The following is a 26,481-nucleotide window of genomic DNA, read 5'->3' on the forward strand; positions in this document are numbered from 1 at the left end:
CATACGTGTCAAGCGAGAGGGCAAGATTATCGCGTCTGAGTCCCGCACGTTTCCGCGTCGTGCCATGGCCGAGAACTGGTCGCGTAAGCGCGAGACCGAGATCAAAGGGGAGGGCAGTACTCGAAAGCTGGCGCTAAAAGACATCACCGTTGGCGACGTCATACACCGCTATCGTGCCGAGTACGAACAGCTCAGTGGATGGGCTCGCTCAAAACGTGAGCATCTGCGGTTCCTCGCCAAGCACGATATCGGGCGCGTCAAAGTCCAGGACCTGACGAGTCAGGTGTTGATCGACCATGTGCGGACAAGGCGACAGGCTGGTACAGGGCCATCAACTGTCATGAACGACATCACTTGGCTGAAAGCCGCGTTCTCGCCGATGAATGTCGCGTGGGACTTACCGTTCGATATGACTGTGTTTGAAGACGCTCTGCAGTTCAGCCGCGACCAGAAACTCGTCCGTCGTTCACGGCGACGTACGCGTCGCCCGACAAAGGATGAATTGAGCCGGCTCGACAAGTACTTCGCGCAGTCTGATCAGAACGCCATGATCCCCATGCAGGAGTGCGTCAAATTTGCGCTCGCGTCCTCACGCCGACAAGCCGAGATCACCCGGCTTCGGTGGGACGACTTGATTGAGAAGGATCTTGTGATTGTAGTGCGGGACGTGAAGCACCCTCGCACCAAGAAAGGGAATGACCTTGAAAGCAAGCTCACGCCCGAGGCGCTCGAGATCATCAAACGCCAGCCGCGAACCAGTGAACTGATCTTCCCGTACAACCCCAAGTCCGTTGGAGCACGGTTCACCCGCGCTTGCCGAATACTCGGAATTCAGGATCTCCGCTTCCACGATCTCCGTCACGAGGCTACATCGAGGTTGTTCGAGCGCGGGTATGCGATCCACGAGGTGGCAGCGTTTACGCTCCACCTGGATTGGAACATCCTTCGCAGCTATACACATTTGAAAGCGAAGGATGTTCCAACCCGGCCGTATCAGGCGGCATAGGCCATCCCGATGTGGTGGCGTTTGGCTTGAGCGCGTTGCTCGTCGATGAGTTGTGCGAGATCTTCGATGTGGACGAACCAAGGTGACTTTTGCGATCCCGTCCGAAATGTCGGAACGGGTAGTTGATTTGTCGCGGCCTTGCGTCGGGCCTGACCTTCTTCCATCCCGAAAAAATCGCCGCAAATCGCGGTGAGTTCAACGATGGGACTGCCGAATCTTTGGACCAGGATTTCTGCAGTAGAACGGTTCATGGTGATATACGTGGTGTGCATGTACATCATCAAAGGGACGGGGCCGGACATTTGCGCATCGCATGACCGCTGGGGCACTTATTTGGCCGATTGCATCTCGTCGAACTGGCCGCGTTGTGCCAACAGCCGTCATTCGCAGGTCAGTTTTTTCTCTTGCCAAGCCGTCCGTCTGACCGGGACCGAACCCGTTTACTGATAAACCGGACACCGGTCGTTTCGGGGTTCTCCAGGGGGCGTAGTACCCCCTCCATCGCATCCCGTCGCCCCGTGTGAGAAAAAAATCAATGCTGAGGCACTTTGTTCGCCAAGTGATTGTCTGAGTTTCCGACTTATCAGATATACTTCAAGCAGTCCTCCTCAGCTACGTTCTCGTCACTTGCATATCAATTCTCACAAATTGGTCTGGTTCCTGGTCATCCTCGTGCTGGCCAGCCGCATCCTGGGTGCGCATGCCCATGCGTGCTCGGACGGTGACCTCGATTGCCTGAAGGAAGCGCATGCAGACGCGATTGCTCACGTTAGTGAAGCGTGCGCAGACGAGACCTGCATAGACACCAAGGTTGAAGCGGCAGACGGCATCCTGGTCAAGCTGCTCGACGTCGATGAAAGCGATTTGCTCGCCGTTGTTGCAGCTGTATTGCTGGGCTTGTTTATCGCGCCGCGCATATTGCTCGTCGCGCAGCGCACCACGCCGGTGCCTCGCCGCCGTGTTGGTCTCAGCCCCCCAGCGCGAGCCCCGCCCTTAGCACTCTAGATATCGCCTCCGGTGCCAATGCGGCACCGCCATGCGCCTTTTCGGCGCAACGATTTCTGGAGTCACCATGTCTGGTTATTTTTGCCGGATGGCGCTTTTCGCCATCGGGTTCACTTGGCTTGCAGCGGGCCATGCACAACCGCAAACCGCTGACGCCCTGACCTTGGGCGAGACGATTCAACGGGTCACAGACAACAACCCGTCCCTGGCGGCCTATGCGCCGCGCTTGAAAGCCTTGGCCGGGGAGCGAGCTTCAGCGTCGCTTTCACCGCCGTTGGCGCTCAATGCAGAGGCGGATGAGTTTGGCGGGACCAATGAAGCACAGGGCATCGACGGCGTTGAGTTAACGCTGGCTCTTTCCAGCGTCATCGAGCTGGGTGATCGTCCTGCATCCCGCACCGCCATTGTTGATGCACGGGAAGGGTTGACCGTTGCACAGCGACGCACGCGGTTGCTGGATGTGCAGGCCGAAGCCGCCCGGTTGTTTGTAGAACTGGCTGCGCTGCAGCAGGAGCTTGAGGTCGCCCGCCAGGCGCAAGACCTTGCGCGCCAAGCTGAAGAAACCGTGGGCCGGCGAGTCGGCCGTGCACGCGCTCCGCAGGCGGAACTGGACCGCGCCAAGGCCGCCACGGCCCGCGCCAGCCTGGAGGTGGGCCATATCGAGCATCAGCTGCCGACTGTGCGGACCAAGTTGGCCGCGTTGTGGGGTGCTGAGCAGCCCGGATTCCAGGTAGTTGATGACGATGCGCTGTTTCATCCCGGTAGCACTGGTGCCTTCGAGCCGCTGGTCGAGGCCCTGAACCGCAATCCGGACCTTCAGCAACTGGCCAGCCAAGAGCGAATCCAAACGGCCAGCTTGCGCCTGGCCCAGTCAAACGCGCGTGGCGACATTCGCTGGCGGGCTGGCGTGCGCCGTCTGGAGGGCAGCGATAGCACGGGCCTGGTTGCCGGGGTGAGCATTCCCTTGTTCTCCGGCCGCCGCGCGCAGGGCGACATTGCCGCGGCGACGGCGCGACGCGAGGCAGCGCGGTTTGATTCACAGGCCGCCGTTATTGCCGCACGCGCGACGCTGTTTGAAGCGTGGCAGCACCGGGCCCACGCCATTGAGGCGTTCGCCATGTTGCGGGATGCGGTCATCCCCAGGTTGGAGTCTGCTCTGGCAGACACGCGTGAGGCCTACCGGGCCGGGCGCTACAGCTACCTGGAGTTGATTGCCGCCAGGCAAGAGCTGATCGATGCGCGTCTGGCGCTCGTCAACGCTGCACGCCGTGCCCATCTCAACCGAATTGAACTGGAGCGCCTGTCCGGCGCGGCGCTGACTGCTGCCGACAGCGACTCCGAACACAAGGAATCTGACCATGACCACTGAACGAGACACTTTTGCCGCGACGATGCGGGCCGTGAGCCTATCGCTGTTCATTGCAGTGCTTTCCCCGACCGCGCTCGCCGCTCAAGAAACGGACGAGCATGCCGATCACAGCGAACCCGATACGCACAATGGCCAATCGGATGACCACGGCGGTGCCGATGTCGTCCAGCTAACCGATGAGAAAATTGCATTGGCAGGGTTGCAAACGGCTGTCGCACAACCCGGCACGCTGCGCGAAACGCTGCAGGTTTACGGTCGCATCGAACCCATCCCATCACGCATGGCGGTCGTCCGGGCACGATTTTCGGGCCAGATCATTCGGCTCGATCCCGATGTCGGGCAGCGCGTGACACGTGGTGATGCCTTGGCCACGGTTGAGGCCGATGACAGCCTGCAGCGCTACACCCTGCGGGCACCCGTCAGCGGCGTGATCGTCCAGCGCATGGCAACAGCCGGTGAGGCGACTGCCGACCGCAACCTGTTGCGGATCGCGGACTATTCACAAGTCTGGGCACAGCTCGCCATCTTTCCGTCTCAGGCCGAAAAAGTGCGCGCAGGCCAAACGGTTTTGCTGCTTGGCGACGGCGTGCAAACCGAAGGCGTCATCGATTGGATCACTCCCGATGCGATGCTCGGGCCTGCGCGCCACGCGCGCGTGGTGTTGCCGAACCCCGATGGCAAGTGGACGCCGGACTCGACCATCCGCGCGGAGATCGTCACAGCTGTGACCGACGCCGCGCTCGTCGTCGAGAACCGGGCATTACAGGACATCGAAGGCCGCCCATCCGTGTTCGTTCGAGAAGCGGATGACTTTGAAGTGCACCCACTCACGCTGGGCCGCAGCGACGGCCGAGCAACGGAGGTGCTGGGCGGTTTGAAACCCGGTGTGGTGTACGTGACGGCCAACAGCTATCTGCTGAAGGCCGAGTTGGAGAAATCCAGCGCCGAACACGACCACTGAGGGCTCGTCATGATCAATTCAATTGTGCGCGCTGCGGTTGAGCAGCGCTGGCTGATATTGGCACTGATGCTGGTGTGGATCGGGGTCGTGGTGTGGAGCTACAGCTCGCTGCCCATTGATGCCGTGCCGGATATCACCAACGTGCAGGTGCAAATCAACACCGCCGCACCCGGTTACTCGCCACTGGAGACCGAGCAGCGGGTGACCTTGCCGGTAGAGACGGCGCTGTCCGGCCTGCCGAATCTGGACTACACCCGCTCGCTGTCGCGCTATGCGCTGTCACAGGTCACGGTGGTGTTTGAAGAAGGCACCGATCTGTATTTCGCCCGCAACCTGATCAACGAGCGCTTGTCTGCCGTACGCAGCCAACTGCCACCCGGCCTGGAGCCGGAGATGGGGCCTATCAGCAGCGGATTGGGCGAAATCTACATGTACGCCGTGCGCGCCGAGCCGGGTGCCACGCAGGCGGATGGCCGCCCTTGGGATGCCATGGGCCTGCGCGAAGTGCAGGAATGGATTATCCGCCCGCAGCTTGTGCTCACGCCGGGTGTGGCGGAGGTCAACAGCATTGGCGGCTTCAACAAGCAGTACCACGTGCTGCCTGATCCGCAGAAGCTGCTGGCGTGGGGTCTGTCGATGTCGGACCTGACCGACGCCCTGATGCGCAATAACAGCAATCGCGGCGCAGGCTATGTGGAGCGTAATGGCCAGCAACTGCTGGTGCGTTCACCGGGGCTGTTGGAGAGCATCGCCGACATCGAGCAAGTTGTAGTCACTCAGCGCGAGGGGGTCCCTGTGCTGGTGAACGATGTTGCCGAGGTCGCGCTCGGACGAGAGTTGCGTTCGGGGGCGGCGACCGTCGCCGGCGAGGAGGCCGTGGTTGGCACCACCATGATGTTGCTTGGTGAGAACTCGCGTGCCGTGGCGCGCGATGTCGCCGAGCGTATCGAGACCATCAACCGCTCGCTGCCTGATGGCGTGTACATCCAAACCCTGTATGACCGCACAACGCTGGTTGATAAAGCCATCTCCACCGTCCAGAAAAACCTGCTCGAAGGGGCATTGCTGGTCATCGTGGTGTTGTTCCTGCTGCTGGGCAACGTGCGCGCGGCGCTGATCACTGCCGCGGTCATCCCGCTGGCGATGCTGGCGACGATTACAGGCATGGTGCGCACGGGCGTATCGGCCAATCTGATGAGCCTGGGCGCACTGGATTTCGGGTTGATCGTGGATGGCGCCGTGATTGTGGTCGAGAACTGCATTAGACGTTTGTCCGAAGCACAACACGGCACTGGCGAGCGAAGGCTCGCGCTCAAAGAGCGACTGCATGTGGTCTATACCGCCACCAGTGAAGTGATTCGCCCGAGCTTGTTTGGCGTTGGCATCATCACCGTGGTTTACATCCCGATCTTCTCGCTCACAGGCGTTGAGGGGAAGATGTTTCACCCGATGGCCGCTACCGTCGTGATGGCGTTGCTGGCGGCCATGGTGCTGTCACTGACATTCGTTCCGGCGGCCGTTGCCCTATTCATGCGCGGGCCAGTTGCAGAGCGCGAGAGCTTGCTGATTCGCGGAGCCAAGCGGGCCTATGAGCCGCTGCTGGCTGGCGCACTGAAGTTGCGCTGGGCGCTGGTGGCCGGAGCGACGGTGCTCGTGGTGGCCAGTGGCTGGCTTGCCACCACGCTGGGGTCTGAATTTGTGCCGCAACTCGATGAAGGTGATGTCGCCATCCAGGCCCTGCGGATCACGGGCACAGGCTTGGGCCAGTCGCTTGAGCTCCAAGCTCAACTGGAACAGCGCATCAGCGAGTTTCCGCAGGTCGAAATCGCGTTTGCCCGCGTCGGTACGGCCGAAGTCGCCACCGACCCGATGCCGCCGAACATCTCAGACGGTTACGTGATGCTCAAGCCGCGCAATGAATGGCCCGATCCGAGCCTGTCCAAAGCCGAACTGGTCGAGCAGATGGAAGACGCGCTGGGCGAGTTGGTGGGTAACAACTACGAGTTCTCGCAGCCCATTCAACTGCGCTTCAACGAGCTGATCTCAGGCGTCCGGGCAGACCTTGGCATCAAGGTGTTTGGTGATGACTTGGAAGAACTGCTGCGTAGCGCGCAAGCCATCCAGGCCGTGGTGCAAGACATCGACGGTGCGGCAGACGTGCGCGTCGAGCAGGTCAGCGGCTTGCCTGTGCTGTCGGTCATCCCAGACCGCACGGCGCTGGCCCGTTATGGCCTCAATGTGCAAGCCGTCCAGGACCTGGTCGCGACATCTGTAGGCGGGACTGCTGCAGGCTTGATCTTCGACGGTGACCGCCGCTTCGAGTTGATCGTGCGGCTGCCCGAGCGCCTTCGGCAAGACCCGGCAACGCTGGAACGCCTGCCGCTGATGCTGCCAGGTGAGGGGCAGGTCGAGGGTGGCGCACGCTACCTGCCGCTCGGCGAAGTCGCCGACATCCAGCTGGCCCCCGCACCCGCCCAGATCAGCCGGGAAGACGGCAAACGCCGTGTTGTGGTCACAGCCAACGTGCGTGGACGTGACCTCGGTTCGTTCGTCGCAGAAGCGCAGCAGCGCATCAACGACCAGGTCGATCTGCATGCCGGGTATTGGTTGGACTACGGCGGCACGTTTGAGCAACTGCAGTCCGCGAGCAAGCGGCTAAGCCTTGTTGTGCCGGTCACACTGATGCTGATTCTGGGCCTGTTGCTGATGGCCTTCGGGTCGCTGAAAGACGCGCTCATCATCTTCACCGGTGTGCCGCTGGCGCTCACCGGCGGGGTGGCGCTGCTTTGGCTGCGTGACATGCCGCTGTCCATTTCAGCTGGTGTTGGCTTTATCGCGTTATCCGGTGTGGCGGTGCTCAATGGCTTGGTGATGCTGTCGTTCATTCGTGAACTTCGGGCTGATGGCAAGCCCTTGCAGCAGGCCATTATCGAAGGCGCATTGGTTCGCCTGCGCCCGGTCTTGATGACGGCACTGGTGGCCAGTCTCGGCTTTGTGCCCATGGCCTTGAACGTCGGCACCGGCGCCGAAGTGCAGCGGCCGCTGGCCACAGTAGTGATTGGCGGTATCGTGTCCTCGACCTTGCTGACGCTATTGCTCCTGCCTGCCTTGTATCGGATCGTGCATGGGCGGGAAGATGACGGCGAGCTGTCGGCAAACACCAAGGAAAGTGAAGCATGAGCGACTGCGGCTGTGAGTTCGAGGCCAGCAATCAGGCGGAGCGGCGCGTGCTGATCGCTCTGATGGCCATCAACGGGGTGATGTTTGTCGCCGAGTTCGGATTGGGTTGGCTGAGTCAATCCACCGGATTGATCGCCGACTCACTCGACATGCTCGCTGATGCGTCGGTGTATGCCATCAGCCTGTATGCGGTTGGACGCGCGGCAACGGCCAAAACGACGGCGGCACGACTGTCGGGCTGGCTGCAGATCAGTCTGGCTTGCCTGGTGTTGATCGATGTCGCCCGGCGATCTGTACTCGGAAGTGACCCGCAAAGTGAATGGATGATCGGCGTGGCGCTGGTCGCACTTGCGGCGAATGTCGTCTGCCTGTGGCTGCTTCGTAAACACCGAGATGGCGAGGTCCACATGCGTGCTGCCTGGATTTTCTCGGCCAACGATGTCATTGCCAATATGGGCGTCATCATTGCGGGTGTTCTGGTGATGGTGTCGGCGTCGCGCTGGCCAGACCTGGTCATCGGCTTGACCGTTGCCGGCATTGTTCTGCGCGGCGGCATTCGGATCCTCCGTGAGTCCAAGCAGCAGCCTGTGACGCAAGGCGCCAATACGGCCGGTGAGGTTTGATGCTGGCGGAAAGCGCTAAGTTGTTCGGCCTGTTCGTCGCCACGGCGCTCGCCGAAATCGTCGGCTGCTACTTGCCGTACTTGTGGCTGCGGCGCGACGGCAGCGCGTGGTTGCTGTTGCCGGCTGCTGCCAGTCTGGCGCTTTTCGTGTGGCTGCTCAGCCTGCATCCAGAGGCCGCGGGTCGTGTGTATGCAGCATATGGCGGTGTCTATGTCAGCGTGGCGCTGGCTTGGTTGTGGCTGGTGGATGCAGTGCGCCCGACGTATAGCGATTTGCTTGGCGTCGGGCTTTGCCTTGCCGGCATGGTTGTCATCATGCTTGGAGCACGGAATGCATGACCGAGTGACTGTCTCAACTGTCGCGGCCGACTCGAGACACCTGACATGAGCGCCGATCACGACCATGCGCATACCTCCAGCACCAGGACCTTGCTGCTGGCGCTAATCATCACGACCGGCTTCGCGGCCGTCGAGGCGATCACCGGTTGGCTGGCCAACTCGCTCGCGCTGATTGGCGATGCCGGCCACATGCTGACCGACAGTCTGTCGTTGGCGGTCGGCGCGCTCGCGGCCTGGGCGGCCAAGCGCCCGCCCACTGCGCGGCTGAGTTACGGCTGGCAGCGCACCGAGGTATTGGGTGCGCTGTTCAATGTCATTTTCATGTACGCCATCGTGGCAGTCATCATCTATGCGGCAATCAAGCGCTTGATTGATACGCCGGAGGTTGAAGGCGGCACGGTATTGCTGGTGGGTACGCTTGGCTTACTGGTGAACATCGGCGTCGCCTGGCTGCTGTCCCGTGGCGAACAGACACTGAACACTCGCGGGGCAATGTTGCACGTGATGGGTGACCTGCTGGGGTCGGTCGCCGCTGTCGGCACCGGCATCGTCGTGCTGGCGACGGGTTGGATGCCAATCGATCCGATCCTGTCAGTAGTGATCTGTATCTTGATCCTCGTGTCATCCACCAAGCTGTTGATCGAGACGCTCCGCGTCGTGATGGCCGGCGTGCCACCGGGATTGGATCTGGACGAAATCAAGTGCGCGATTCAAGACAGTCATGCGTCGATTACAGGCGTACACCATCTGCATGTCTGGGAAGTGTCGTCGCATAGCCGCGCGCTGTCCGCACATGTGGAGATGCAGGCATTGGATGATTGGCAGCCTGCGTTGGAGGCAGCAGCCATGCGATTGCAGTCAGAGTACGGCATTAATCACCCGACCTTGCAGCCAGAACTCGAATGCACGGACCAGGATCACAACTGAGCCAAGAGGCCTGGTCAGCTATTCGTCGTCATCAAGCTTTGATTCGAATGGCGCTTGGCCGATTTGAACTTGCTGGCTTGCTTACAAAGCCTCGCGGGGTCGGCAAGTGCGCGGATTCATGCGTTTTGGTTCGTGCAGGCTGGACTCCAGTGAGTGCCTGGTCCTCCTGATGAATGCCGCCAGATGCCCGTGGCCGCAAACGGACGCCTTGCAGGGTATCTGTGAGGCAGACCTGTGTGCTTGGCTAGTTGAGCCGGGCAATACGCTGACCAATCTCGCCTTTTTGTTCGTAGGCTTATGGATACTGAGGTCTAAACGAAACGGCAGTCTGGCTCACTGGTTTGGCTGGCTGGCCATCATCATCGCGGCCGGGTCGACCGCTTATCATGCAACCGGGCTGGGCTGGGCGCGTTATCTTGACTACCTCAGTGTTTACTTCATTACTGGGGTGATGACGGCCTTGAATCTGCGTCGATGGCTAAAACCACGCCATTGGATACTCGTCCTCACCGCAGTGTTGTTGCCAACGGCGCTACTCAGTGCGGCGTACATGGCCCCGAAGTACGCCATCTGGGTTTATGTGCTCGGCGCACCGTGCTGCCTCATCGAATTGCGGCTGGCGTTTCGCGACTGGCAACACACGCGGTATCAATACTACGTGCTCGCATGGGGCGCGGCGGGGCTGGGCGTGCTGGCCTGGAGCCTAGACCCTGTCCCTGTGTTGTGTCGCCCGAACTGGCATGGCTTGAGCGGGCATTCCGCATGGCATGTGCTTGCAGCGCTGTCGCTGCTGCTTACTTACAAGTTCTATCGCCAGTTCGTCGATGGCTCGCGTGGTAAACCGCATGGTGAGGCGTGAATTGGCACGCGCATTACCGCATTCGCCAGTTCTGGATGCCTTCATCAGATATATTTCCACGGCGAAATCAGTGCTGTCCATGTTCGGCAAATACGGTTCGCGAATCAGCAGAGAACGCCATAACGCGGTATGGATCAACGCGAGTTCCCATCTCCATGCCCGGGGATCCAATCGGCATATTAGGAACCGCTAGTCCTTGGACATCGGGTCGCTCCACCAGCAGGCGTTGGATATCGCTTGCCGGCACATGACCTTCGATGATGTAACCGTCAACCTTCGCGGTGTGACACGAGCGTAGATCGTTCGGAACTCCGAGAGAGCCTTTGAGTGGGTTCATTTGTGGTTCATCTACAACCGCCACTTCGAATCCGTTCTCGATCAAATGATCTACCCATGCTTCGCAACAACCGCAGGTCGGGGATTTGTATACGGTGACTTTGGCCAAGCTTGGCATGGGCTGGACAGGGTCCGTTTGCTTGGAACAAGCGGCTAGTAGCCCAACAAGCAAAAAGCAGATAGTCCGCCAGATCGAAGTTTTCCTAGTCGTCATGCCTGATCTTCCTCCAATGCGGCGCTTCGGTCGCAATTCTCATAATCAACAATGGCCTCAATGATGGGGCACCCGTCGATACCACCTTTTCCATCACATTCATTGACGGCATCAGTCAACGCCTTACCTATTGCCATCAATGCGCCGATGCGCTTCTCGACATCCACTAGATGTGATGCTGCTATCGATTTTATTTCTGCACGGTTGTCCGCATCCTGAACCTTGAGAAGACTCCTGATTTGGGACAACGAGAACCCCAATGCCTTGGCATTACGTACAAAAACGAGCCGGCTGATTACTTCGTCATCAAACAGTCGGTAGTTTCCCGAGCCTTTCCGGTGCGGAGTTACAAGGCCGACGCGCTCGTAGTATCTAATGGTCTCGACCGGGATTCCGGTTTCGGATGCAGCTTGTCCAATCTGCAAGCCGTCCATCAGTGTTCACCATTGGCTTTTCCAGATGACCAATGCACGTGCGCTATGCGCCACTGCTCGGCATCCCGATGCATAACGAGCGTCTCGGTGCTGATCACATCGATGGCCCGATCACCCAGCTGCGCGGTCAATCTGGATCGAGTTGCCACCCACGCACGGTCATCTTGAATATCGGAACTTCGAGATAGCGGCTCTCGCTTGGCTTGTTGCAAAAATGCCATGTCACTGGGCATGTGATGACCGGCGTACTCGTCCATTGAACTCTCAACGCCGCCCGATTCAAAGATCAGAACCTGGTCTGCGAGCACCCTGCGCACGGCAACCTCATCGCCATCTGCCAATGCGTCGTAGAACTCGTTTGCCAGTGCTTCGGCGTCATTCCTTGCGAGTGGCTTCGTCGGTTCAGCATGCGAGTGATCATGGTCGGAATGGTCGTCCTTCGGCGTTTCGCGGGTGGGCGGAGGCGACCCATGATCATGCGCATGCCCGTCGTCTGTGTCGCTGTGCGGGTGATCGCCATCGCCATCGGTCGCAGGCGCATCGGCTGCCGAACCATCATCTGAGCTGTCGTCACCCGGACCATGTCGGTGGTCATGCCCGTCGTCGGCATCCAAGACTTTGCCTGCTCTCGTCACCAGCGAACGGTATGTGGTCGCGTCCGCGCCTTTCATAGCTTGCAGGAATCCGACCAACCCCCAAAGCTCTGAAGATTCATGGGTCGGGCCGAATGCCGGCATGCCGGTCATGCGCACGCCGTTGTCGATCACCCAGAACTGCTCTGCGGGCGTGCTGTGATCCGCAATGTCCAGCAGGGCGGGCGGCTGGGGATTCAGCCCAGTGGCTACCGGTGTGTCACCCAAGCCGGGCGGGGTGTGGCAAGTGCTGCACATGGCATCGAAGTTTCGGGCACCAATGAGCACCGAAGCATCGGACGCGTAGTCCGCTGGAACATCCACGTCGCGGGCGCGGCGTTGCACGGATTGGTGATACGTCGTGTGCAGCAACCAGGCAACCGGGCCGACATCACGCTCAGTAGCGGCGACGTTGTACAGGCCGGTCAAGGGCACCGCAAGCGCGATGACGCCCACGCCGATGATTGCAGTTACAGCACCCAGTACAAACCTTTTCATGTCAGTGCCCCCCATGGTTGTGATCATGTCCGTCGGCTTGGTGCTTCCCCTTATCGGCAGATTCCGGATGCGAAGACTCGCAGGCCGCCATCATCGCCATGTGGTCGGCGTGTTGCTGCTGGTTCATGGCGCCCATGTCCATCTGCCGGTGTTGCATGCAATCCTCGCGGCTGGGTGCCGAAGCCTTCGCCGATTGAGCGCGATGTGCGTCGTGCGCCCCGCCGTGTTGGCCTGCAGCAAATGCTGGATTTGCCGAGCTGGCGACCAAGAGGGCTACGCAAGTCAGAAACATTTTGGTCATGTTGAGTACCTGGATAGGAAGTAATGAGTTGTGCGCGACATTAGTTGTCACTCTGCTGGTTGGTGAAAATGAGACGGTGGACTTGCCCCAAACTCAGCTGGATTTCGACCAAGTAGCGCTGGCTATCGAGGGCTGGGTCAACGGATCCGACAGCGTGTCGTAACTGATCCTTAGCGGCACCGCTTGCATGCCCGAGGCTGTCCAGGCCTTGAGCTGAGCGCTCAGTAGCTGCACCGGGTCATCCCGAAGGTCTCTGGCGTAAACGTGTACGAGCCCGTCTTGCAGCACGAGCTCGACCCGTGTCTGCCCAACCTGTTCGACCTCCCCGCCATGCATAGGCTGGAGTGGCGTCGCAGGCCGGTGAGCGATTGCCGGAACAGCCGCAAGAACGAAACACGCCATAACGGCGTGAAGCAGGGCGCGATTCAAAACCACGCCCGAACTCCCACAACCAGCGCATTCACGGAGGTTGGCGCTCGTTCTTCACGGGCAAAATCGGCCGTCTCGCCATAGCGTTGCGTCCATTCGAAGCCGAGGTACGGCGCAAACTTGCGGCTGATTTCGAAGCGCAGCCGCAGGCCCGTCTCCGTCGTGTTGACGCCGCTGCCTACGCCCGCCTCTGGAACCGACTGCACGGCGGCGTTCAACTCGAAGCGAGGCTGCAGGATGACGCGCTGCGTGATCAGCAGTTCGTACTCAGCTTCAATGCGCAGCGAAACATCACCGTCATCACTGATGAAGCTGGCGGCATCGACTTCGAAAAAGTACGGTGCCAGGCCCTGCACACCAAATGCGAGAAACGTCCGGTCCGGGTCTGGCCGAAAGTCGTGTCGCACACCGACTTGCAGATCCCAGAACCGGCCGATCATTCTGCCGTAGCCAAGTTGCAGTTCAGCTGACTCCAATGGCTCGCCCTGGGCGCCTTCGCCTTCGGTCTTGAGCCAGCCCTTGTGCACATCGCCGCCGTACCAGCCCTGGGCATCCCAGACGTTGGTGTCTTCGGCGTCCGCGAAGCCGGCCTCCAGTCGATCGATCAGAAACTGGGAGAAACGCGATCGCTTGACAGGCTCAGGCCAGGACGCCGGGGCACCAGTTCGCGGATTCACGCCATCATCCGATCCATAGGCAGGGATAGCAGAGATGGCTGCGAGGCAGGTAAGCAGTGTGATTAGGTAACGCATCAGACCACCTCCACGACGCGAAACATGCCCATCTTCATGTGGTACAGCAGATGGCAGTGAAAGGCCCAACGCCCGCGCTCGTTCGCCGTGATCAGCAAGGACGCGCGCTCGGACGCCTTGACGCTCAGTGTGTGTTTGAGGGGCAGCCGCCCGTCATGGCCGTTCTCCAGCTCCATAAACATCCCGTGCAGGTGTATTGGGTGCTCCATCATGGTGTCGTTGACGAGAATCAGACGTAGCCGCTCGCCGTAGTTGAAGCGAACGGTGCTTTCGACTTCATGAAATCGGTCGCCGTCGAAAGACCACATGTAACGTTCCATGTTGCCGGTGAGATGCAGTTCGATCTCGCGATCGACCGGCCGGGTATCGGCGTTGGGCTGAATGTTTCGCAGGTCGGCGTAGGTCAGCACGCGATGATCGACATCCTCCAAGCCGGTACCGGGCTCACCCAGCCGGTTGCGCTGGACCGTCGCCACGCTGATGTTGCCGGGTCCATGTGTGTCCGGGCCATGTCGCGCGACGACTGGACCAGCCCGCTCCATCCGGCTTTCGATCGGCTGATCCCGGCCATTGGGAATTGATGCCGCCAGCGTCGCAAAGCCGGAAATGGCAGGCGCAGTCTTCATGCCGGCAGAAGGATCCATGCTGTGATCCATGGATGCATGAGCTGACCCCGATGCTGTGTCTTTGCCCTGCATGCCGGACATGCCCTGGTGGTCCATGCCTTTCATCTTGGGCATGTCACCGTGCTGCATTCCCTTCATGCCGCCGTGGCCGCCTCCCATGGACATATCCATGCCCATATCGACCATGGTGCGCATGGGTCGCTCTCTAAGCGGCGGCACTGCTGCCTCCATGCCCAAGCGCGGTGCCAGCGTGCCGCGTGTATAACCGCTGCGATCCATGGACTCGGCCATCACCGTGTAAGCGGCATCCTCTTGCGGTTGGACGATGACATCGAAGGTTTCGGCGACGCCGATCTGGAACTCGTCGGTCTCAACGGGCTGAATGTTTTGTCCGTCAGCCTGGATAACCGTCATGGGCAGCCCCGGGATTCGGACATTGAAATAGCTCATTGCCGAGCCATTGATAAAGCGCAAGCGGACGCGTTCGCCAGGGCGGAATAAACCCGTCCAGTTACCGGCCGGGTGCAGCCCGTTCATCAGGTAGGTGTAGGTCTCGCCGGTGATGTCGGCGATATCTGTTGCCATCATGCGCATACCACCCCAGGCCGCACGGTCTGCGAGGGCGGCGCCTGTGCCCGCCTTGCGTGCGTCACGAATAAAGTCTTCGCTGGTGCGTTGCTGAAAGTTGTAGTAATCGGCCATGCCCTTCAGGTTCGCCAGAACCCGATGCGGATCTTCGAATGTCCAGTCCGACAACATCACCACGTAGTCCCGGTCATAGGCCCAGGGTTCTGGTTCGGCCGGGTGGACGACCATGGGTCCGTAAAGGCCTAACTGCTCCTGCAGGCCCGAGTGGCTGTGGTACCAATATGTGCCGTATTGACGAACATCGAATTCGGCATTGAAAGTGTCGCCCGGTTTGATGCCGGGGAATGTCACGCCGGGAACGCCGTCCATCTCGAACGGCAGCAAGATGCCGTGCCAGTGGATCGAGCTGTCTTCGGCAAGATGGTTGGTGACCCGCAGTGACGCCCGTTGCCCCTCGTAAAGTTCGACCACGGGGCCCGGAATTGAGTTGTTCAGGGTCATCGCCTTGGGTCGCTGCCCGGCCAGCTCGAGCCGTTGTTCGCGAATTGCGATGTCCATGAGGGTGTCGGCGGCATGACGACGGTTGGGGGGTGTAACCGTGCCAAGCCCTGGGGCGAATTGCGTTGCGGCGTAGGCGGGCAGCAGGCTGTTGAGTGCGAGCAGGCCGCCAGCACCTAATGCGCCTTGTAGAAATTCACGACGTTGCAACAACGTCGCCGGGGTGTTGGGTTGACTCATGCGTGTATCTCCTGACTGATAACCAATTCCCGGACCGAAAAGCGGTCGGGCTTGGAGCCGCTGCGCCAAACGTCAGCGCGAGCGGTCTCTACACGCCTCGCGAGGCGTGTGTTTCGTCAGGTGATACTGGGTGGGTGAGTCAGTTCATCGGCACGGTCGAGGGGCTTCCCGATCACAGCCGGAAATTTGGCGAATACGGTGATTTGCAATGGAACGGCTGCAATTTCGCCAACTCCGGTCGCCATCACTCCGGTGGTGCACGACGACATGTCGCTGCACGGGGTGCCGTCCAAGTGGACGCCGAACAACTGCTCGGCTTCGCTTCCGGAGACCATTTCATCTCCGGCATGCGATCCACAGTGCTCAGCAGCGTGATTGTCCGGTGCAAGCTCCATCTCGGCAGAGTGACCGCCGGTGTGCTGTGCGCAACATGCAGCTGCGGCTTGGGCTATCGGCCCAAGCACAAAGCTTACCGTCAAAATGACAATGATCCAGTTGCGCATAGGCTCAGTATGACCTTGTAGTTTGGTCCAGGGTCAAGCGGTAGATCTTGCGCTGCCATAGCGATCACAAGGGCTGGCTCCGTTGCCGCGACATGCCAACGAGCGAAGCGACAAAGCGCTCACGCCGTTCGAGAGCCCCGTGATTTTCGGCGAAACGCGAAGACCAGCATCCACAGCCCGCTGATCACGAACAGCAGCGCTGTGCCGGCTGTGATCAGCAGTAGTGGATGATTGAAGTCGTCGCGGTCGTCATAGTCCATGATGTGCAACATCCAGACGAAGTCGAAGATGCGCCATAAATTGTTGCGGCGGGCTACCACTTCACCGGTCTGCGGCGACACATAAATTCGTGTCCCTAGATCATCGTTGACTGCGATCTGCCACAGGGGCAGCTCACGCCCACGTGTCTCGTAGTGCGGGGTGTCCACCAAGCGCACCACCGCACCTGATGCATCGCCGGCGTAGTCTGCTTGCGCGACAGCTAAGGCTTGCGTGGATTCGATTGGATCTAACCGGGCGCCGGTACGTGCATCTATCAGGTACGATTCATTGCTGGTTTCAACCCGATAAACAGGCTGACCCAGCCAGTGGGTCAGTCGCAAGTCGGTAACGGTCTTGCCAAATCCCGCCAAGAGGTCGCCAGGGGGCCTGACGGGACCCGCGGCGCGCAAATCTACTGTCGCTGCGTTCGCAACTCGGTGCGCCCCGCGGACGGCATCGAGGTCGAGAAACGCCATGGTGAATCCGCCGGCCACCCACAGCGTCAATTGGATTGCGATCAGCAGGCCGAGCCATCGATGGACTTGGCGGACACGGCGACGCCAGAGCATCAGTGCTTGTGGGTGTGATCAGGGTTTGACTTACGCGGTGCGCGCGACGACGAGTGGGTGTGAATCACTTTCCATTGGCCGTCCAGGCGCCGGAACAACCACGTGCCGTAGCCCGCCCTGTCAATCTCGCGCCCGCCATCTCGGATTTTGGCCTGCACACGTACGTCGGTAATCGCCCAGGCAAAGTCGCCCTCAATGTGGGTTTCGATCTTGCTGATGTCGAGCTTCAGGTACTCCAGCGCGTCTTTTTCCGGCTCCACGTGGTGCGTCACCAGATCGTCGAGTCCTTCGTTCTGGCCACCCGACTCGATGTAACGCGCACCGGGGAAATCGAGAAAATGGTTCAGGAACGGACTGCCATCGCCCGATTCCCATCCGGCCTCAATGGCAGTGATGATTTGAACCAATGACTGACGGTCGTCGGCTGAAGCCGGCGCAGATGCGAAGGCTGCTGCCACGAGTGCGAGCACAACGGCCTTTGTTTGCTTGATCACATTAACTCTCCTTCATCATTTGCGCGCCCATGGTCAAAACCAGCCGGCGCTGAGCCCGAACTTGATCGGCATCCACAGGCCCATCACGATCATGACCAGGTTCTCTGTCAACGACACAAACCCAAGCGGCACATTCGAATTGCCACCAACGCAGGCGCACTTCAATTCACGCTTGTCGATGTACACCGCCTTGACAACGGAGGTGGCGCCGATTGTGCCAATGAATAGTGCAACAGGCGCTGCGATCAATCCTGCCACGCCTCCCGCTATCATCAGTAGCCCGGCAGCGGCCTCGGCGTAAGGGTAGAGATAGCCATAGCCCACTCGGCGTTGCGCCAGGAGATCGTAGTTCAGGAACATCGTCGAGAAACTCTCGACATCCTGTAGCTTTTGGAGCGCCAAGCCGGTCATGGCAAACGCCGCAAAAAGCTCCACCGTTCGCAAGGAAAACAGTTGCGATTCGGCAAACCAGGCGACTGCCATTGCGGAAAGCGCACTCACAGCGAAGATCATCAGGACAGGGGTGTATGACTTGTCGTCGCTGTCTTTTTCGAACCCAGTGAATCGAGCCCGCAGATCGTCGTAGCCACCAACGCGTTCGCCGTCAATGAATGTTTGAGGAGTGGTCTCCACCCCGTACTTTTCCTTGAACGCCTCTGTCTGCTCACGCGTCTTCAGGTGGTTGTCCTCAACTGAATAGCCCTGTCGTTCCAGTAGCCATTTCGATTTCAGCCCGTAAGGACACAGATGGTCCGGCATGACCATTCGGAAGAGGCGGGCTTGCTTGCTTGATGTTGTCGACACGCAGATGACACCCTCGCAATAAATCGTCTAAACGCTGTTGGCATTCACAAACTTGATTGAACTACACGGCCAACGGCGGACTAGTTGCAACATGCTACGTCTTTAGCGTGCTACGGGGTCAAGAGGCCAACAGCAGCCAAGCATGCATGGAGCCCAAAGGTGCTATGGAGCGCCAGCGAACAGTCGCACATCGCAGATGTGCTCTAGCGCGCGATGGCTGAACCAACATCAAAATTTGCCCTGCTTCACTCGCATGCCAGTGAAGGGGGATAGTTCAATGGCCGTCGAACACGCAGCAAGACACCCAGCATTTCGGTCAGCAACAGCGCCGAAATTTGAACACGGGGTGTTGCGCTGAATGTCTGCATCCAAGACCGCAATATAAGGGCAGGCACACCGGCACGACCGAGCCCACTTAAAAACAACTTCTGAACATCTCCCCAACATGCGTTGTACACGCCCCCCGGCAGCATGGGGGGCATGAGCCAGACAAACGCACAATCGACCTTCAAGTTTCAGCCATATCTGATGCTGTTAACCACGGCCTTGCTATTTGTCGGGGGCTGGACATTGTTTCGAATCTGGCTGCTGGTGATTCATGCTGAATTGATCGGCAGCACCTCGGAGTTGAATCAACTGATGTGGTGGGGCCTGAGAATGGACCTGCAGACCGCAGCCATCATGATTGCGCCGGCCGTTATTGCAACTGCGCTGCTGCATCATCGGCCCACATGGAGAGTATGGCGGCATTTCATTGCTACCTACGTCGCTGCAATTGCGGGGCTGGCGCTGATGCTGGAAATCGCCACGCCAGACTTCATGGCTGAGTATGGCGTTCGGCCCAACCGCTTGTTTTTCGAGTACCTCGAAAATGCTCGGGAGGTGTTGTCGATGTTGCTGGCTTCCAGAGCAGCCATTGTGCTCGGTGGGAGCGCCTTGGTCATCACCGCCATCGTCGGCGTGTTCTGGCAGATGCGCCAGTTGACCGCCAGAACGTCTCCACACTCGCCTGCGACGATCGCCTGGTTTCTGCCGGTGCTCGTTTTGTGCCTTGCCTTTGCACGCGGCACCACCGGCCATCGAGCACTGAATCCCGCAAGTGCTGCGGTGACATCCAGTCAGACCCTGAACGACATCGCCCTGAACTCCCTGTATTCAATCGGGTATGCGATCTATGCCCTCAAGAATGAAGAGGGTCTCGACACGCAATACGGTGACATGACGCCCGAGCATGCCTTGGCAATCGTCAAGGCCGATATGCAGCACATTCAGACAGAAGACTTTACCAAACAAGCATCCACCCACCACCGGCAAACTGTCGCCTCCGAACGTCGTTACAAGAACTTCGTACTGATCCTGGAAGAAAGCCTTGGCGCAGAATTTGTCGGCAGTTTGGGTGGCCTGCCAGTGACACCAAGCCTTGACGCGCTGGCCGGACAAGGGTGGTGGTTTGAAAACATGTTTGCCACCGGCACACGCTCGGTGCGCGGTATCGAAGCCGTCACCACTGGTTTTCTGCCCAGTCCGGCCCGCAGTGTTGTCAAGCTACCCGGCGCTCAGCAGGGCTTCTACACCATCGCCAGAACACTGGGCGTTGCAGGCTGGCAGACACACTTCGTGTACGGCGGAGACGCAAATTTCGACAACATGCGCCGCTTCCTGTCCAACAACGGTTTTCAGCATGTCACCGAGGAGCGCAATTTCGATAGCAACTTGTATCGCTCTACCTGGGGTGTTGCGGACGAGTATCTGCTGGACCGTGTACACGACATGCTCGCGGAGCCTCAATCCGAACAGCCGCAGTTTATTTTTGCGTTCACTTCAACCAACCACGAACCGTTCGACTACCCGGAAGGCCGTATTGAGCATTTCGCTGAACCAGCCGGCCGCGTAGAGAATGCCGTCAAGTACGCAGACTGGGCACTGGGTCAGTTCTTCGAAAAGGCACAGTCAGCAGACTATTGGGACGACACACTGTTTCTTGTCGTCGCTGACCACAACTCCCGCGTCTATGGGGATAGTCTGGTTCCCGTTGAGCGCTTCCGGATTCCAGCGTTGTTCTTGGGCGGCCCAGTTCCAGCCAAAATCCAAACACAGGTTGCCAGCCAGTTGGATTTGCCCGTGACAGCCTTGTCGATGCTCGGCGTGCCATCGGTCCACCCGATGGTTGGGCGCGATTTGACCGAGTCATATGACGCGGGGCGGGCGATCATGCAGTTTCGCGACAACCAGGCGTTCATGGAAGACCACGAACTGGTTGTGCTTCGGCCGGACTTGGCCCCGACCACTTGGCGCTGGACTGGCACGACCTTGATTCCAGCCCCCGACAACCCGCTGCTGACCAAGCGAGCGCTGGCGCATGCCACGTGGGCACAGCATGCCTACACGACGAAGAAGTACGGCCCGATCGAGAGCACCGGTGCCATCCCGGCAATGATTGGAACGGCTAATTGAACGTTTCGATCAAGCGTTTCATGACCGTGCTGCTCGCTGGATATTGCTCAGTCGCGGCATCGGTGCCCAGCAGCTTCGACGAAACGGTAGAAACCAGTGGCGACTTGCTGCAGTTCGCAATTCCCCTGACGGCGTTGGGCTTCACGTTCTTCTTCGGCGACTCCGCGCCGAGAGACACCAACATCGGATTGGCAGACGGCATCTACCAAAACAACCCGGCGCTACAGTCCGGCGAGCTTTCGCTGCTGAGCAATGTCATCCCGGGGTCGCGGCGCGGTGAGTTGATCACCGCAGTAGGCCGCGCCTATGTTGCGACATACGGCTTGAAATACGCCATTGATGCCGAGCGCCCCAACGGGGCCGGCCAGTCATTCCCATCGGGTCACACGGCACTGTCATTCACCGGCGCCGCATTTATCAACAAGCATTACGGCTGGAAGGCAGGCGCGCCGGCTTACCTGGCCGCGAGTTACGTGGGCTGGTCGCGGGTGCACTCCAATAACCACTATTGGTCCGACGTGCTGGCCGGGGCTGCTATAGGCATTGCGAGCAACTACTTCATGGGGGACCCCCATGAGGTCGGGCCGGGACGATTGCGCTTGTCCCCGACGATCATTCCGCATGCCGGAGATGCGGTGCCAGGCTTGTCGATCGGCTATCGTTGGTAGCTGACCGATCCCCAGCGAGTGGGCCATGACAACTGGATGCAAGCTGCTGATTGTGGAGGACAACCCGCAACTCGCGGAGAACCTCTTCGAGTATCTGGAGCCCAAGGGCTATGTGCTGGATCACGCGCCCGATGGCATCACCGGCCTGCACTTGGCTGTCAGTCACGACTACGACGTCATCGTGCTGGATGTCATGCTGCCCAAAGTCACTGGTCTGGAGATTTGTCGCCGCATGCGCCAGGACGCTGACAAACGTGTTCCGGTGCTGATGCTTACCGCACGCGATCAGTTGTCGGACAAACTGGAAGGCTTTGGCGCTGGCGCCGACGACTACTTGGTCAAGCCCTTTGATTTGCCGGAACTGGAGGCCCGCTTGCAAGCTTTGATCGCGCGCAACATGCCGGCATTAAACACCTTGCAGGTTGGCGCGCTGAACTTCGATTTGGGTCAACGCCGAATTTCGATTGATGGGCAGCCTGTGCAGTTGAACCGCACATCCGAGCGCGTCCTTGAGGTGTTGATGCGGGCTTACCCCAATGCTGTGACGCGCGCCGACCTGGAGTTTGCGGTTTGGGGCGACTCACCACCCGAATCCGACACCTTGCGAACCCATGTGCACGCCATCCGTAAGGCGATTGACGAAGGTGCCAAACATAAAATGCTGCGCACGATTCATCGCTACGGTTATCAATTAATCGCAGAGTCCCGCCAGTGACCAGAACATCGTCCATTCAGTCGCGTGTGTCATGGGGGCTGATAGCGGTCAGTGCGCTGATCGCGTTCGGATTGGGTGGCGTTGCCATCTTTTTCAATGAACAGCTGGAAAAGACCATCATGGACACGGCGATCAACGGTCAGGTGGCGTACGTCGCCGCGCAGGGCCGGGAAATGGGCAGCACTGTGTCCATCATCGAAGATGCCTACCGCGCCTACTTTGTTCCACACGGTGAGCCGAATTACACCAGCGTTCCGGATTGGATACGGCAAGGCATCGAGAATCAACTTGAAGACGTTGCGCACGACGGACGCATCTACGAAGTCAGCCGGCGGGATGTATCCGGTGGCTCTGTGTTTGTAGCGACCGATGTCACCGCTATCGAGGTCAGCGAGGCGAACTTCATGTACGCCGTTCTGGCATGCGCAGCCCTTTTGACGCTGCTGGCGGCGTACATGTCACAGCGCATGGCCCGGTCAATGATCCGGCCACTGAATGATCTCGCCAACTCAGTCAGTCAGCTCACACCATCTGAGCGTGGGATGCGGTTGGAGCCCGACAGCTCGGACCGAGCGCTGTCCGGAATAACCCAAACCTTGAATAGTTACTTGGCGGAGATGGATGCGTTCGTGCGCCGCGAACAGCATTTGTCGGCAATGGCGAGCCATGAACTGCGCACGCCGCTCGCCATCGTCGGTGGCGCTGTGGATGTCATGCTCGAGCGTGAGAAAAACGACGCCGCCAACGCAAAAACCTTGCAACGCATCAAGGATGCCGTGGAGAGAATGTCCGGCAGCATTGACGCATTGATGTTGTTATCACGTTTGGCAACTGCCGCAACGGACGCCTTCCCGCCAGTGCCAGTGCATGACGTACTGCAAAGTCAATCGGACGAAGCCGCGTCGTTGATCGGCGCGAAAGACATTCGACTGACGATAGAAGCCGTTGAACCTTTAACCATCATGACAGATGAGCAGCTACTCGGGATTCTCATACGCAACCTGCTTGGCAACGCCATCAAGTACACACACAACGGCCAGATCGACATTGCCCTCACAGGCGGGACGCTGAAGATATCCGATACCGGATGTGGGCTCGATATCGACAATGCACAACAGTTAATGGAGCCACATGCCCGCGGTGCGAACGTGGGACACGATGGCCAAGGCTTCGGGCTGTATATCGCCGCCGAGATTTGCCGGCAGTTTGGGTGGATCATGGAGTTTGATCTCACAGACACTGGTGGCACTCGGGTGTGTGTGAGCTTCAGTGCCTCCGACGGCTCTACTAAAAGTGCCTGACAACGAGAGTCTGGGAATTCCAGGATGTCAGCCAGTAAAACTGATCAATTTTCGCGAACATCTTTGGGGCCGGGCCTTCTCGCGCCTTTGGACGGCGCCACTCGTGGTTCGAGTGGAATGGGCACGAGTCTCGTCTCGTTCCTTGCCAGGAGCGCGAACAGGACTCCGGCGTGGCCGAGCGGATTGCCCCGTATTTTCTTAGTGGCATACGCCAGCGCGCCAGGCGCTATCGACGCCCATTACACAAGCGCTTAACGGTCCAGCCGTCGCCGCCGAGTGGCGACGGTGACGAGCGGCCCATCTGACGAACAACCGGGCACTCATCACGGCTCGGATCACACTCCGACGCCAAGCGCCTGAGCCGGGACTCCAGCGCCTTTAGCGACTGAATTCTGCTGCGAACCTCACCCGCATGTGCCAGCAACTGGCGCTGCACGGTCCCGCACCGCATCTCTTCGCCATCAGTGGCGGTGCTCAGCTCGCGAATCTCGTCCAGCGACATGCCGATGTCTCGCCAGGCCCGGATAGTCGCCAGCCGATCAAGCGTTTCCTGAGAGAAGTAGCGATAGCCATTGTCACCACGCACGGGGCTGGGTAGCAGGCCGATTCGCTCGTAATGCCGAATGGACTCTGGCGAGATGCCGCTGCGTCGGGCAGCGTCTCCTATGGTGATCGCGTTAGTTGCTGACATCGTGGTTGCTTGATTGCGAGGGCTTGACCTTGTAACGGTTACAGACTGCATCGTAGCCCGCAGGTTCCCCAATCAAGACTGCGATGCAAACGCCCACATACCGAAAATCAACTTGGCTCACGACAGGCAGCCTGGTCGGCGCAATCGCCGCGTCCAGTTGCTGCATTCTGCCGCTGTTGTTCTTTAGCCTGGGGTTGGGCGGTGCATGGCTGGGGCAGTTGGGCGTGCTAGCGCCATACCAGCCGTATTTCCTCGGTGCGACACTGATTCTGCTGGCGCTGGGTCACCACCAGGTCTGGTTTCGGGCGCCCAAGGTCTGTGCGTCCGAGGACTGTGCCGAGCGTCAGCCTGGATGGCTGCTCAAATCCATCTTGATGATCGCAACCGCATTGACACTGCTGGCGCTGGCATTCCCGTGGCTGGCACCGCTGCTGGACGCGTGAAGACAGCCATTACCCGGAGATCACGATGATGACCAAGAAACTCAGTATGAGCACGATTCTGCTTGCCGCCTTGCTGCCGTTTGGAGCGAATGCAGCAGAGGCTGTCGCCACCTTCGACATCGACAAGATGACCTGTGCAGGCTGTCGATACATCGTCAAACAATCGATGAATAGTGTCGAGGGCGTGCAGGACGTGGAGGTGTCTTACAAGCAGCGCCGAGCCATCGTGACGTATGACGATACGCTCGCCGATCCGCAGGCCATCGCCGCTGCAAGCGCGGCAAATGGCTATCCAGCGACAATGGTGCAGGGCGATCAATGACTGACGCGACATCAGAAACACTGCATATCGCCATCATCGGGAGTGGCTCGGGTGCCTTTGCGTGTGCCATCCGTGCTGCCGAACTGGGTGCACGAGTGACGATGGTCGAACGCGGCGAAGTCATCGGCGGCACCTGCGTCAACGTGGGCTGCGTGCCCTCCAAGATCATGATTCGCACCGCGCAGCTTGCGCACGACAGACGCCACGTGCCGTTCGAGGGACTGAACACGGCCGAGGCCGACATTGACCCGCTGCGATTGATGCAGCAACGCGAGCGACGCGTGGCCGAACTGCGTCAGAGCAAGTACCAGCGCATCATCGATGAGCAAGACGCCATCACCTTGCTTCGCGGAGAAGCCTGGTTTGATGGACCAAAATCGCTCACTGTGCGAACGGACCACGGTGATCAACACATTGCGCCTGACCGGATTCTGATTGCCAGTGGCGCGTCCCCGGCCATTCCGAGCATCAAGGGCCTGCCGGGCACGCCGTTCTGGACCTCGACGCAGGCCATGCGCAGCGGCGAGTGCCCACCGCGACTGATCGTGATTGGTGGCTCCGTGGTCGCTGTCGAGCAGGCCCAGGCGTTTGCCCGCCTGGGCAGCCAGGTGACCATGCTGGTACGCAGCCGCTTGTTGTCCTCCGAAGACCCGGCGCTGGGCGACGGATTATGTGCGTACTTGCGCGGCGAAGGCATCGACGTGTGCCTGGATACCACGGCATCTTCGATTGCGCATGACGGCGCATTGTTTACCGTCAATGTCGGTGATGAGGCCTTGGTCGCGGAGCGTTTACTGATCGCAACGGGGCGGCGGCCCAACACAGAAGTATTGCGCCTGGGCGCGGCCGGAGTGGAAAGCGACCGCACCGGCGCGATTCTGGTCGATGAACGCCTGCGAACTTCAGCACCGGACATCTACGCCACGGGTGATTGCACCACGCTGCCGCAGTTCGTCTATGTGGCAGCCGCCGGCGGCACGCGCGCGGCAGACGCCATGCACGGCATTGCATCCACACTCGATCTGTCGGCGATGCCGGCGGTGATCTTCACCGACCCGCAGGTGGCCACGGTGGGTTTGAGCGAAACCCAGGCCGAGCAGCAAGGCCTTGAGGTGGATTCCCGCAGGCTTGAAATGGATCAGGTGCCACGGGCACTGGCCAACTTTGATGAGCGCGGTTTCATCAAGCTGGTGATCGACGCTGAATCCCGCGTGCTGATCGGGGCGCAGATACTGGCACCGGAGGCGGGCGAGATCATTCAGATCGCGGCCTTGGCGATCAGCCAGCGGCTGACCGTGGAACAGCTCGCCGGGATGTTGTTTCCTTATCTCGTGTACGCCGAGGCCATCAAGCTGTGCGCGCAGACGTTTCAGCGTGATGTATCGCAATTGTCGTGTTGCGCGGGATGACACAGCCCACCAGTTGCGATCAAATCTCTGT

Annotated in this window: 26 protein-coding genes and 1 pseudogene; 15 read left to right on the forward strand and 12 right to left on the reverse strand. The window is 59.6% G+C overall.

Annotation, left to right across the window (positions count from 1 at the left end; translation table 11 throughout):
- The first annotated feature begins 64 nt into the window (after positions 1 to 64).
- Positions 65 to 1,006 (forward strand): site-specific integrase, encoded by a 942-nt coding sequence (locus ACE1EY_RS10445; protein WP_165831411.1) that lies wholly within the window; start codon positions 65 to 67, stop codon positions 1,004 to 1,006.
- Here ACE1EY_RS10445 and ACE1EY_RS10450 read toward each other — a convergent pair.
- Entirely contained in the window at positions 994 to 1,257 is a 264-nt protein-coding gene (locus ACE1EY_RS10450) for a pyocin activator PrtN family protein (protein WP_109720501.1), read from the reverse strand. The two genes, ACE1EY_RS10445 and ACE1EY_RS10450, sit on opposite strands and share 13 nt — an antisense overlap.
- A gap of 376 nt (positions 1,258 to 1,633) precedes the next feature.
- Between ACE1EY_RS10450 and ACE1EY_RS10455 the strand changes: the two genes are divergently transcribed.
- The 8 genes from ACE1EY_RS10455 to ACE1EY_RS10490 all read left to right on the forward strand — a co-directional run bounded on the left by ACE1EY_RS10455 (position 1,634) and on the right by ACE1EY_RS10490 (position 10,268).
- Positions 1,634 to 2,011 carry a hypothetical protein gene (locus tag ACE1EY_RS10455; RefSeq protein ID WP_370300141.1) on the forward strand — a complete coding sequence of 126 codons (378 nt, stop codon included), beginning with the start codon at positions 1,634 to 1,636 and terminating at the stop codon, positions 2,009 to 2,011.
- Positions 2,012 to 2,078: 67 nt separating this feature from the next.
- Positions 2,079 to 3,380 (forward strand): TolC family protein, encoded by a 1,302-nt coding sequence (locus ACE1EY_RS10460; RefSeq protein WP_370300142.1) that lies wholly within the window; start codon positions 2,079 to 2,081, stop codon positions 3,378 to 3,380.
- Complete coding sequence (locus tag ACE1EY_RS10465) at positions 3,370 to 4,341, forward strand: efflux RND transporter periplasmic adaptor subunit (protein ID WP_370300143.1); 972 nt, start codon at positions 3,370 to 3,372, stop codon at positions 4,339 to 4,341. The genes ACE1EY_RS10460 and ACE1EY_RS10465 overlap by 11 nt, the downstream gene beginning before the upstream one ends.
- A 9-nt stretch (positions 4,342 to 4,350) precedes the next feature.
- A complete protein-coding gene (locus ACE1EY_RS10470) occupies positions 4,351 to 7,521 on the forward strand; it encodes an efflux RND transporter permease subunit (protein WP_370300144.1) in 3,171 nt (1,056 codons plus the stop codon).
- A complete protein-coding gene (locus ACE1EY_RS10475; protein ID WP_370300145.1) occupies positions 7,518 to 8,144 on the forward strand; it encodes a cation transporter in 627 nt (208 codons plus the stop codon). The genes ACE1EY_RS10470 and ACE1EY_RS10475 overlap by 4 nt, the downstream gene beginning before the upstream one ends.
- Positions 8,144 to 8,482: a YnfA family protein gene (locus ACE1EY_RS10480; protein WP_370300146.1), complete on the forward strand. Its 339-nt coding sequence runs from the start codon at positions 8,144 to 8,146 to the stop codon at positions 8,480 to 8,482. Before ACE1EY_RS10475 ends, ACE1EY_RS10480 begins: the two co-directional genes overlap by 1 nt.
- Before the next feature lie 45 nt (positions 8,483 to 8,527).
- Positions 8,528 to 9,409, forward strand: a complete 882-nt coding sequence (locus ACE1EY_RS10485) for a cation diffusion facilitator family transporter (protein WP_370300147.1) — start codon at positions 8,528 to 8,530, stop codon at positions 9,407 to 9,409.
- A gap of 169 nt (positions 9,410 to 9,578) precedes the next feature.
- Positions 9,579 to 10,268 (forward strand): ceramidase domain-containing protein, encoded by a 690-nt coding sequence (locus ACE1EY_RS10490; RefSeq protein ID WP_370300148.1) that lies wholly within the window; start codon positions 9,579 to 9,581, stop codon positions 10,266 to 10,268.
- A gap of 67 nt (positions 10,269 to 10,335) precedes the next feature.
- On the opposite strand, the gene ACE1EY_RS10495 is transcribed toward ACE1EY_RS10490, so the two are convergent.
- From ACE1EY_RS10495 to ACE1EY_RS10540, 10 genes are all read right to left on the reverse strand, one after another.
- Positions 10,336 to 10,722 (reverse strand): DUF411 domain-containing protein, encoded by a 387-nt coding sequence (locus tag ACE1EY_RS10495; protein ID WP_370300149.1) that lies wholly within the window; start codon positions 10,720 to 10,722, stop codon positions 10,336 to 10,338.
- 92 nt (positions 10,723 to 10,814) lie between these two features.
- The gene (locus tag ACE1EY_RS10500; protein ID WP_370300150.1) at positions 10,815 to 11,252 is read right to left on the reverse strand and encodes a heavy metal-responsive transcriptional regulator; all 438 of its coding nucleotides are present in this window, start codon (positions 11,250 to 11,252) and stop codon (positions 10,815 to 10,817) included.
- The gene (locus tag ACE1EY_RS10505) at positions 11,252 to 12,382 is read right to left on the reverse strand and encodes a c-type cytochrome (RefSeq protein WP_370300151.1); all 1,131 of its coding nucleotides are present in this window, start codon (positions 12,380 to 12,382) and stop codon (positions 11,252 to 11,254) included. The genes ACE1EY_RS10500 and ACE1EY_RS10505 overlap by 1 nt, the downstream gene beginning before the upstream one ends.
- 394 nt (positions 12,383 to 12,776) lie before the next feature.
- On the reverse strand, positions 12,777 to 13,019 hold the full coding sequence (locus ACE1EY_RS10510; RefSeq protein WP_370300152.1) for a hypothetical protein: 243 nt from the start codon (positions 13,017 to 13,019) through the stop codon (positions 12,777 to 12,779).
- An 89-nt stretch (positions 13,020 to 13,108) separates the two neighbouring features.
- Entirely contained in the window at positions 13,109 to 13,864 is a 756-nt protein-coding gene (locus ACE1EY_RS10515) for a copper resistance protein B (RefSeq protein WP_373928075.1), read from the reverse strand.
- A complete protein-coding gene (locus ACE1EY_RS10520; RefSeq protein ID WP_109720364.1) occupies positions 13,864 to 15,816 on the reverse strand; it encodes a copper resistance system multicopper oxidase in 1,953 nt (650 codons plus the stop codon). Before ACE1EY_RS10520 ends, ACE1EY_RS10515 begins: the two co-directional genes overlap by 1 nt.
- 116 nt (positions 15,817 to 15,932) lie before the next feature.
- Positions 15,933 to 16,319, reverse strand: coding sequence for a hypothetical protein (locus ACE1EY_RS10525; protein WP_291512555.1), 387 nt, complete (start codon positions 16,317 to 16,319; stop codon positions 15,933 to 15,935).
- A gap of 119 nt (positions 16,320 to 16,438) precedes the next feature.
- Positions 16,439 to 17,149: a PepSY domain-containing protein gene (locus ACE1EY_RS10530; protein ID WP_291512554.1), complete on the reverse strand. Its 711-nt coding sequence runs from the start codon at positions 17,147 to 17,149 to the stop codon at positions 16,439 to 16,441.
- Positions 17,149 to 17,643 carry a nuclear transport factor 2 family protein gene (locus ACE1EY_RS10535; protein WP_291512553.1) on the reverse strand — a complete coding sequence of 165 codons (495 nt, stop codon included), beginning with the start codon at positions 17,641 to 17,643 and terminating at the stop codon, positions 17,149 to 17,151. The genes ACE1EY_RS10530 and ACE1EY_RS10535 overlap by 1 nt, the downstream gene beginning before the upstream one ends.
- Before the next feature lie 33 nt (positions 17,644 to 17,676).
- Positions 17,677 to 18,402 carry a glutaredoxin gene (locus tag ACE1EY_RS10540; protein WP_291512552.1) on the reverse strand — a complete coding sequence of 242 codons (726 nt, stop codon included), beginning with the start codon at positions 18,400 to 18,402 and terminating at the stop codon, positions 17,677 to 17,679.
- 525 nt (positions 18,403 to 18,927) lie between these two features.
- Here ACE1EY_RS10540 and ACE1EY_RS10545 point away from each other — a divergent pair.
- From ACE1EY_RS10545 to ACE1EY_RS10560, 4 genes are read left to right on the forward strand one after another with little or no spacing between them, the layout of a single operon-like run.
- Positions 18,928 to 20,901 carry an LTA synthase family protein gene (locus ACE1EY_RS10545; RefSeq protein WP_291512551.1) on the forward strand — a complete coding sequence of 658 codons (1,974 nt, stop codon included), beginning with the start codon at positions 18,928 to 18,930 and terminating at the stop codon, positions 20,899 to 20,901.
- Entirely contained in the window at positions 20,898 to 21,569 is a 672-nt protein-coding gene (locus ACE1EY_RS10550; RefSeq protein ID WP_291512550.1) for a phosphatase PAP2 family protein, read from the forward strand. The genes ACE1EY_RS10545 and ACE1EY_RS10550 overlap by 4 nt, the downstream gene beginning before the upstream one ends.
- Before the next feature lie 25 nt (positions 21,570 to 21,594).
- Positions 21,595 to 22,284, forward strand: coding sequence for a response regulator transcription factor (locus ACE1EY_RS10555; RefSeq protein ID WP_291512549.1), 690 nt, complete (start codon positions 21,595 to 21,597; stop codon positions 22,282 to 22,284).
- The gene (locus ACE1EY_RS10560; protein ID WP_291512548.1) at positions 22,281 to 23,585 is read left to right on the forward strand and encodes a HAMP domain-containing sensor histidine kinase; all 1,305 of its coding nucleotides are present in this window, start codon (positions 22,281 to 22,283) and stop codon (positions 23,583 to 23,585) included. The genes ACE1EY_RS10555 and ACE1EY_RS10560 overlap by 4 nt, the downstream gene beginning before the upstream one ends.
- A gap of 226 nt (positions 23,586 to 23,811) precedes the next feature.
- Here ACE1EY_RS10560 and ACE1EY_RS10565 read toward each other — a convergent pair whose 3' ends face one another.
- Positions 23,812 to 24,276, reverse strand: a complete 465-nt coding sequence (locus ACE1EY_RS10565; protein WP_291512547.1) for a MerR family transcriptional regulator — start codon at positions 24,274 to 24,276, stop codon at positions 23,812 to 23,814.
- An 83-nt stretch (positions 24,277 to 24,359) separates the two neighbouring features.
- Between ACE1EY_RS10565 and ACE1EY_RS10570 the strand changes: the two genes are divergently transcribed.
- On the forward strand, positions 24,360 to 24,719 hold the full coding sequence (locus tag ACE1EY_RS10570; RefSeq protein WP_291512546.1) for a mercuric transporter MerT family protein: 360 nt from the start codon (positions 24,360 to 24,362) through the stop codon (positions 24,717 to 24,719).
- Between the two features lie 127 nt (positions 24,720 to 24,846).
- Positions 24,847 to 26,450, forward strand: a pseudogene (gene merA, locus ACE1EY_RS10575) (mercury(II) reductase).
- Positions 26,451 to 26,481 lie beyond the last annotated feature (31 nt).

The sequence above is a fragment of the Abyssibacter sp. genome (assembly GCF_964229365.1).
Classification (GTDB): Bacteria; Pseudomonadota; Gammaproteobacteria; order Nevskiales; family OUC007; genus Abyssibacter.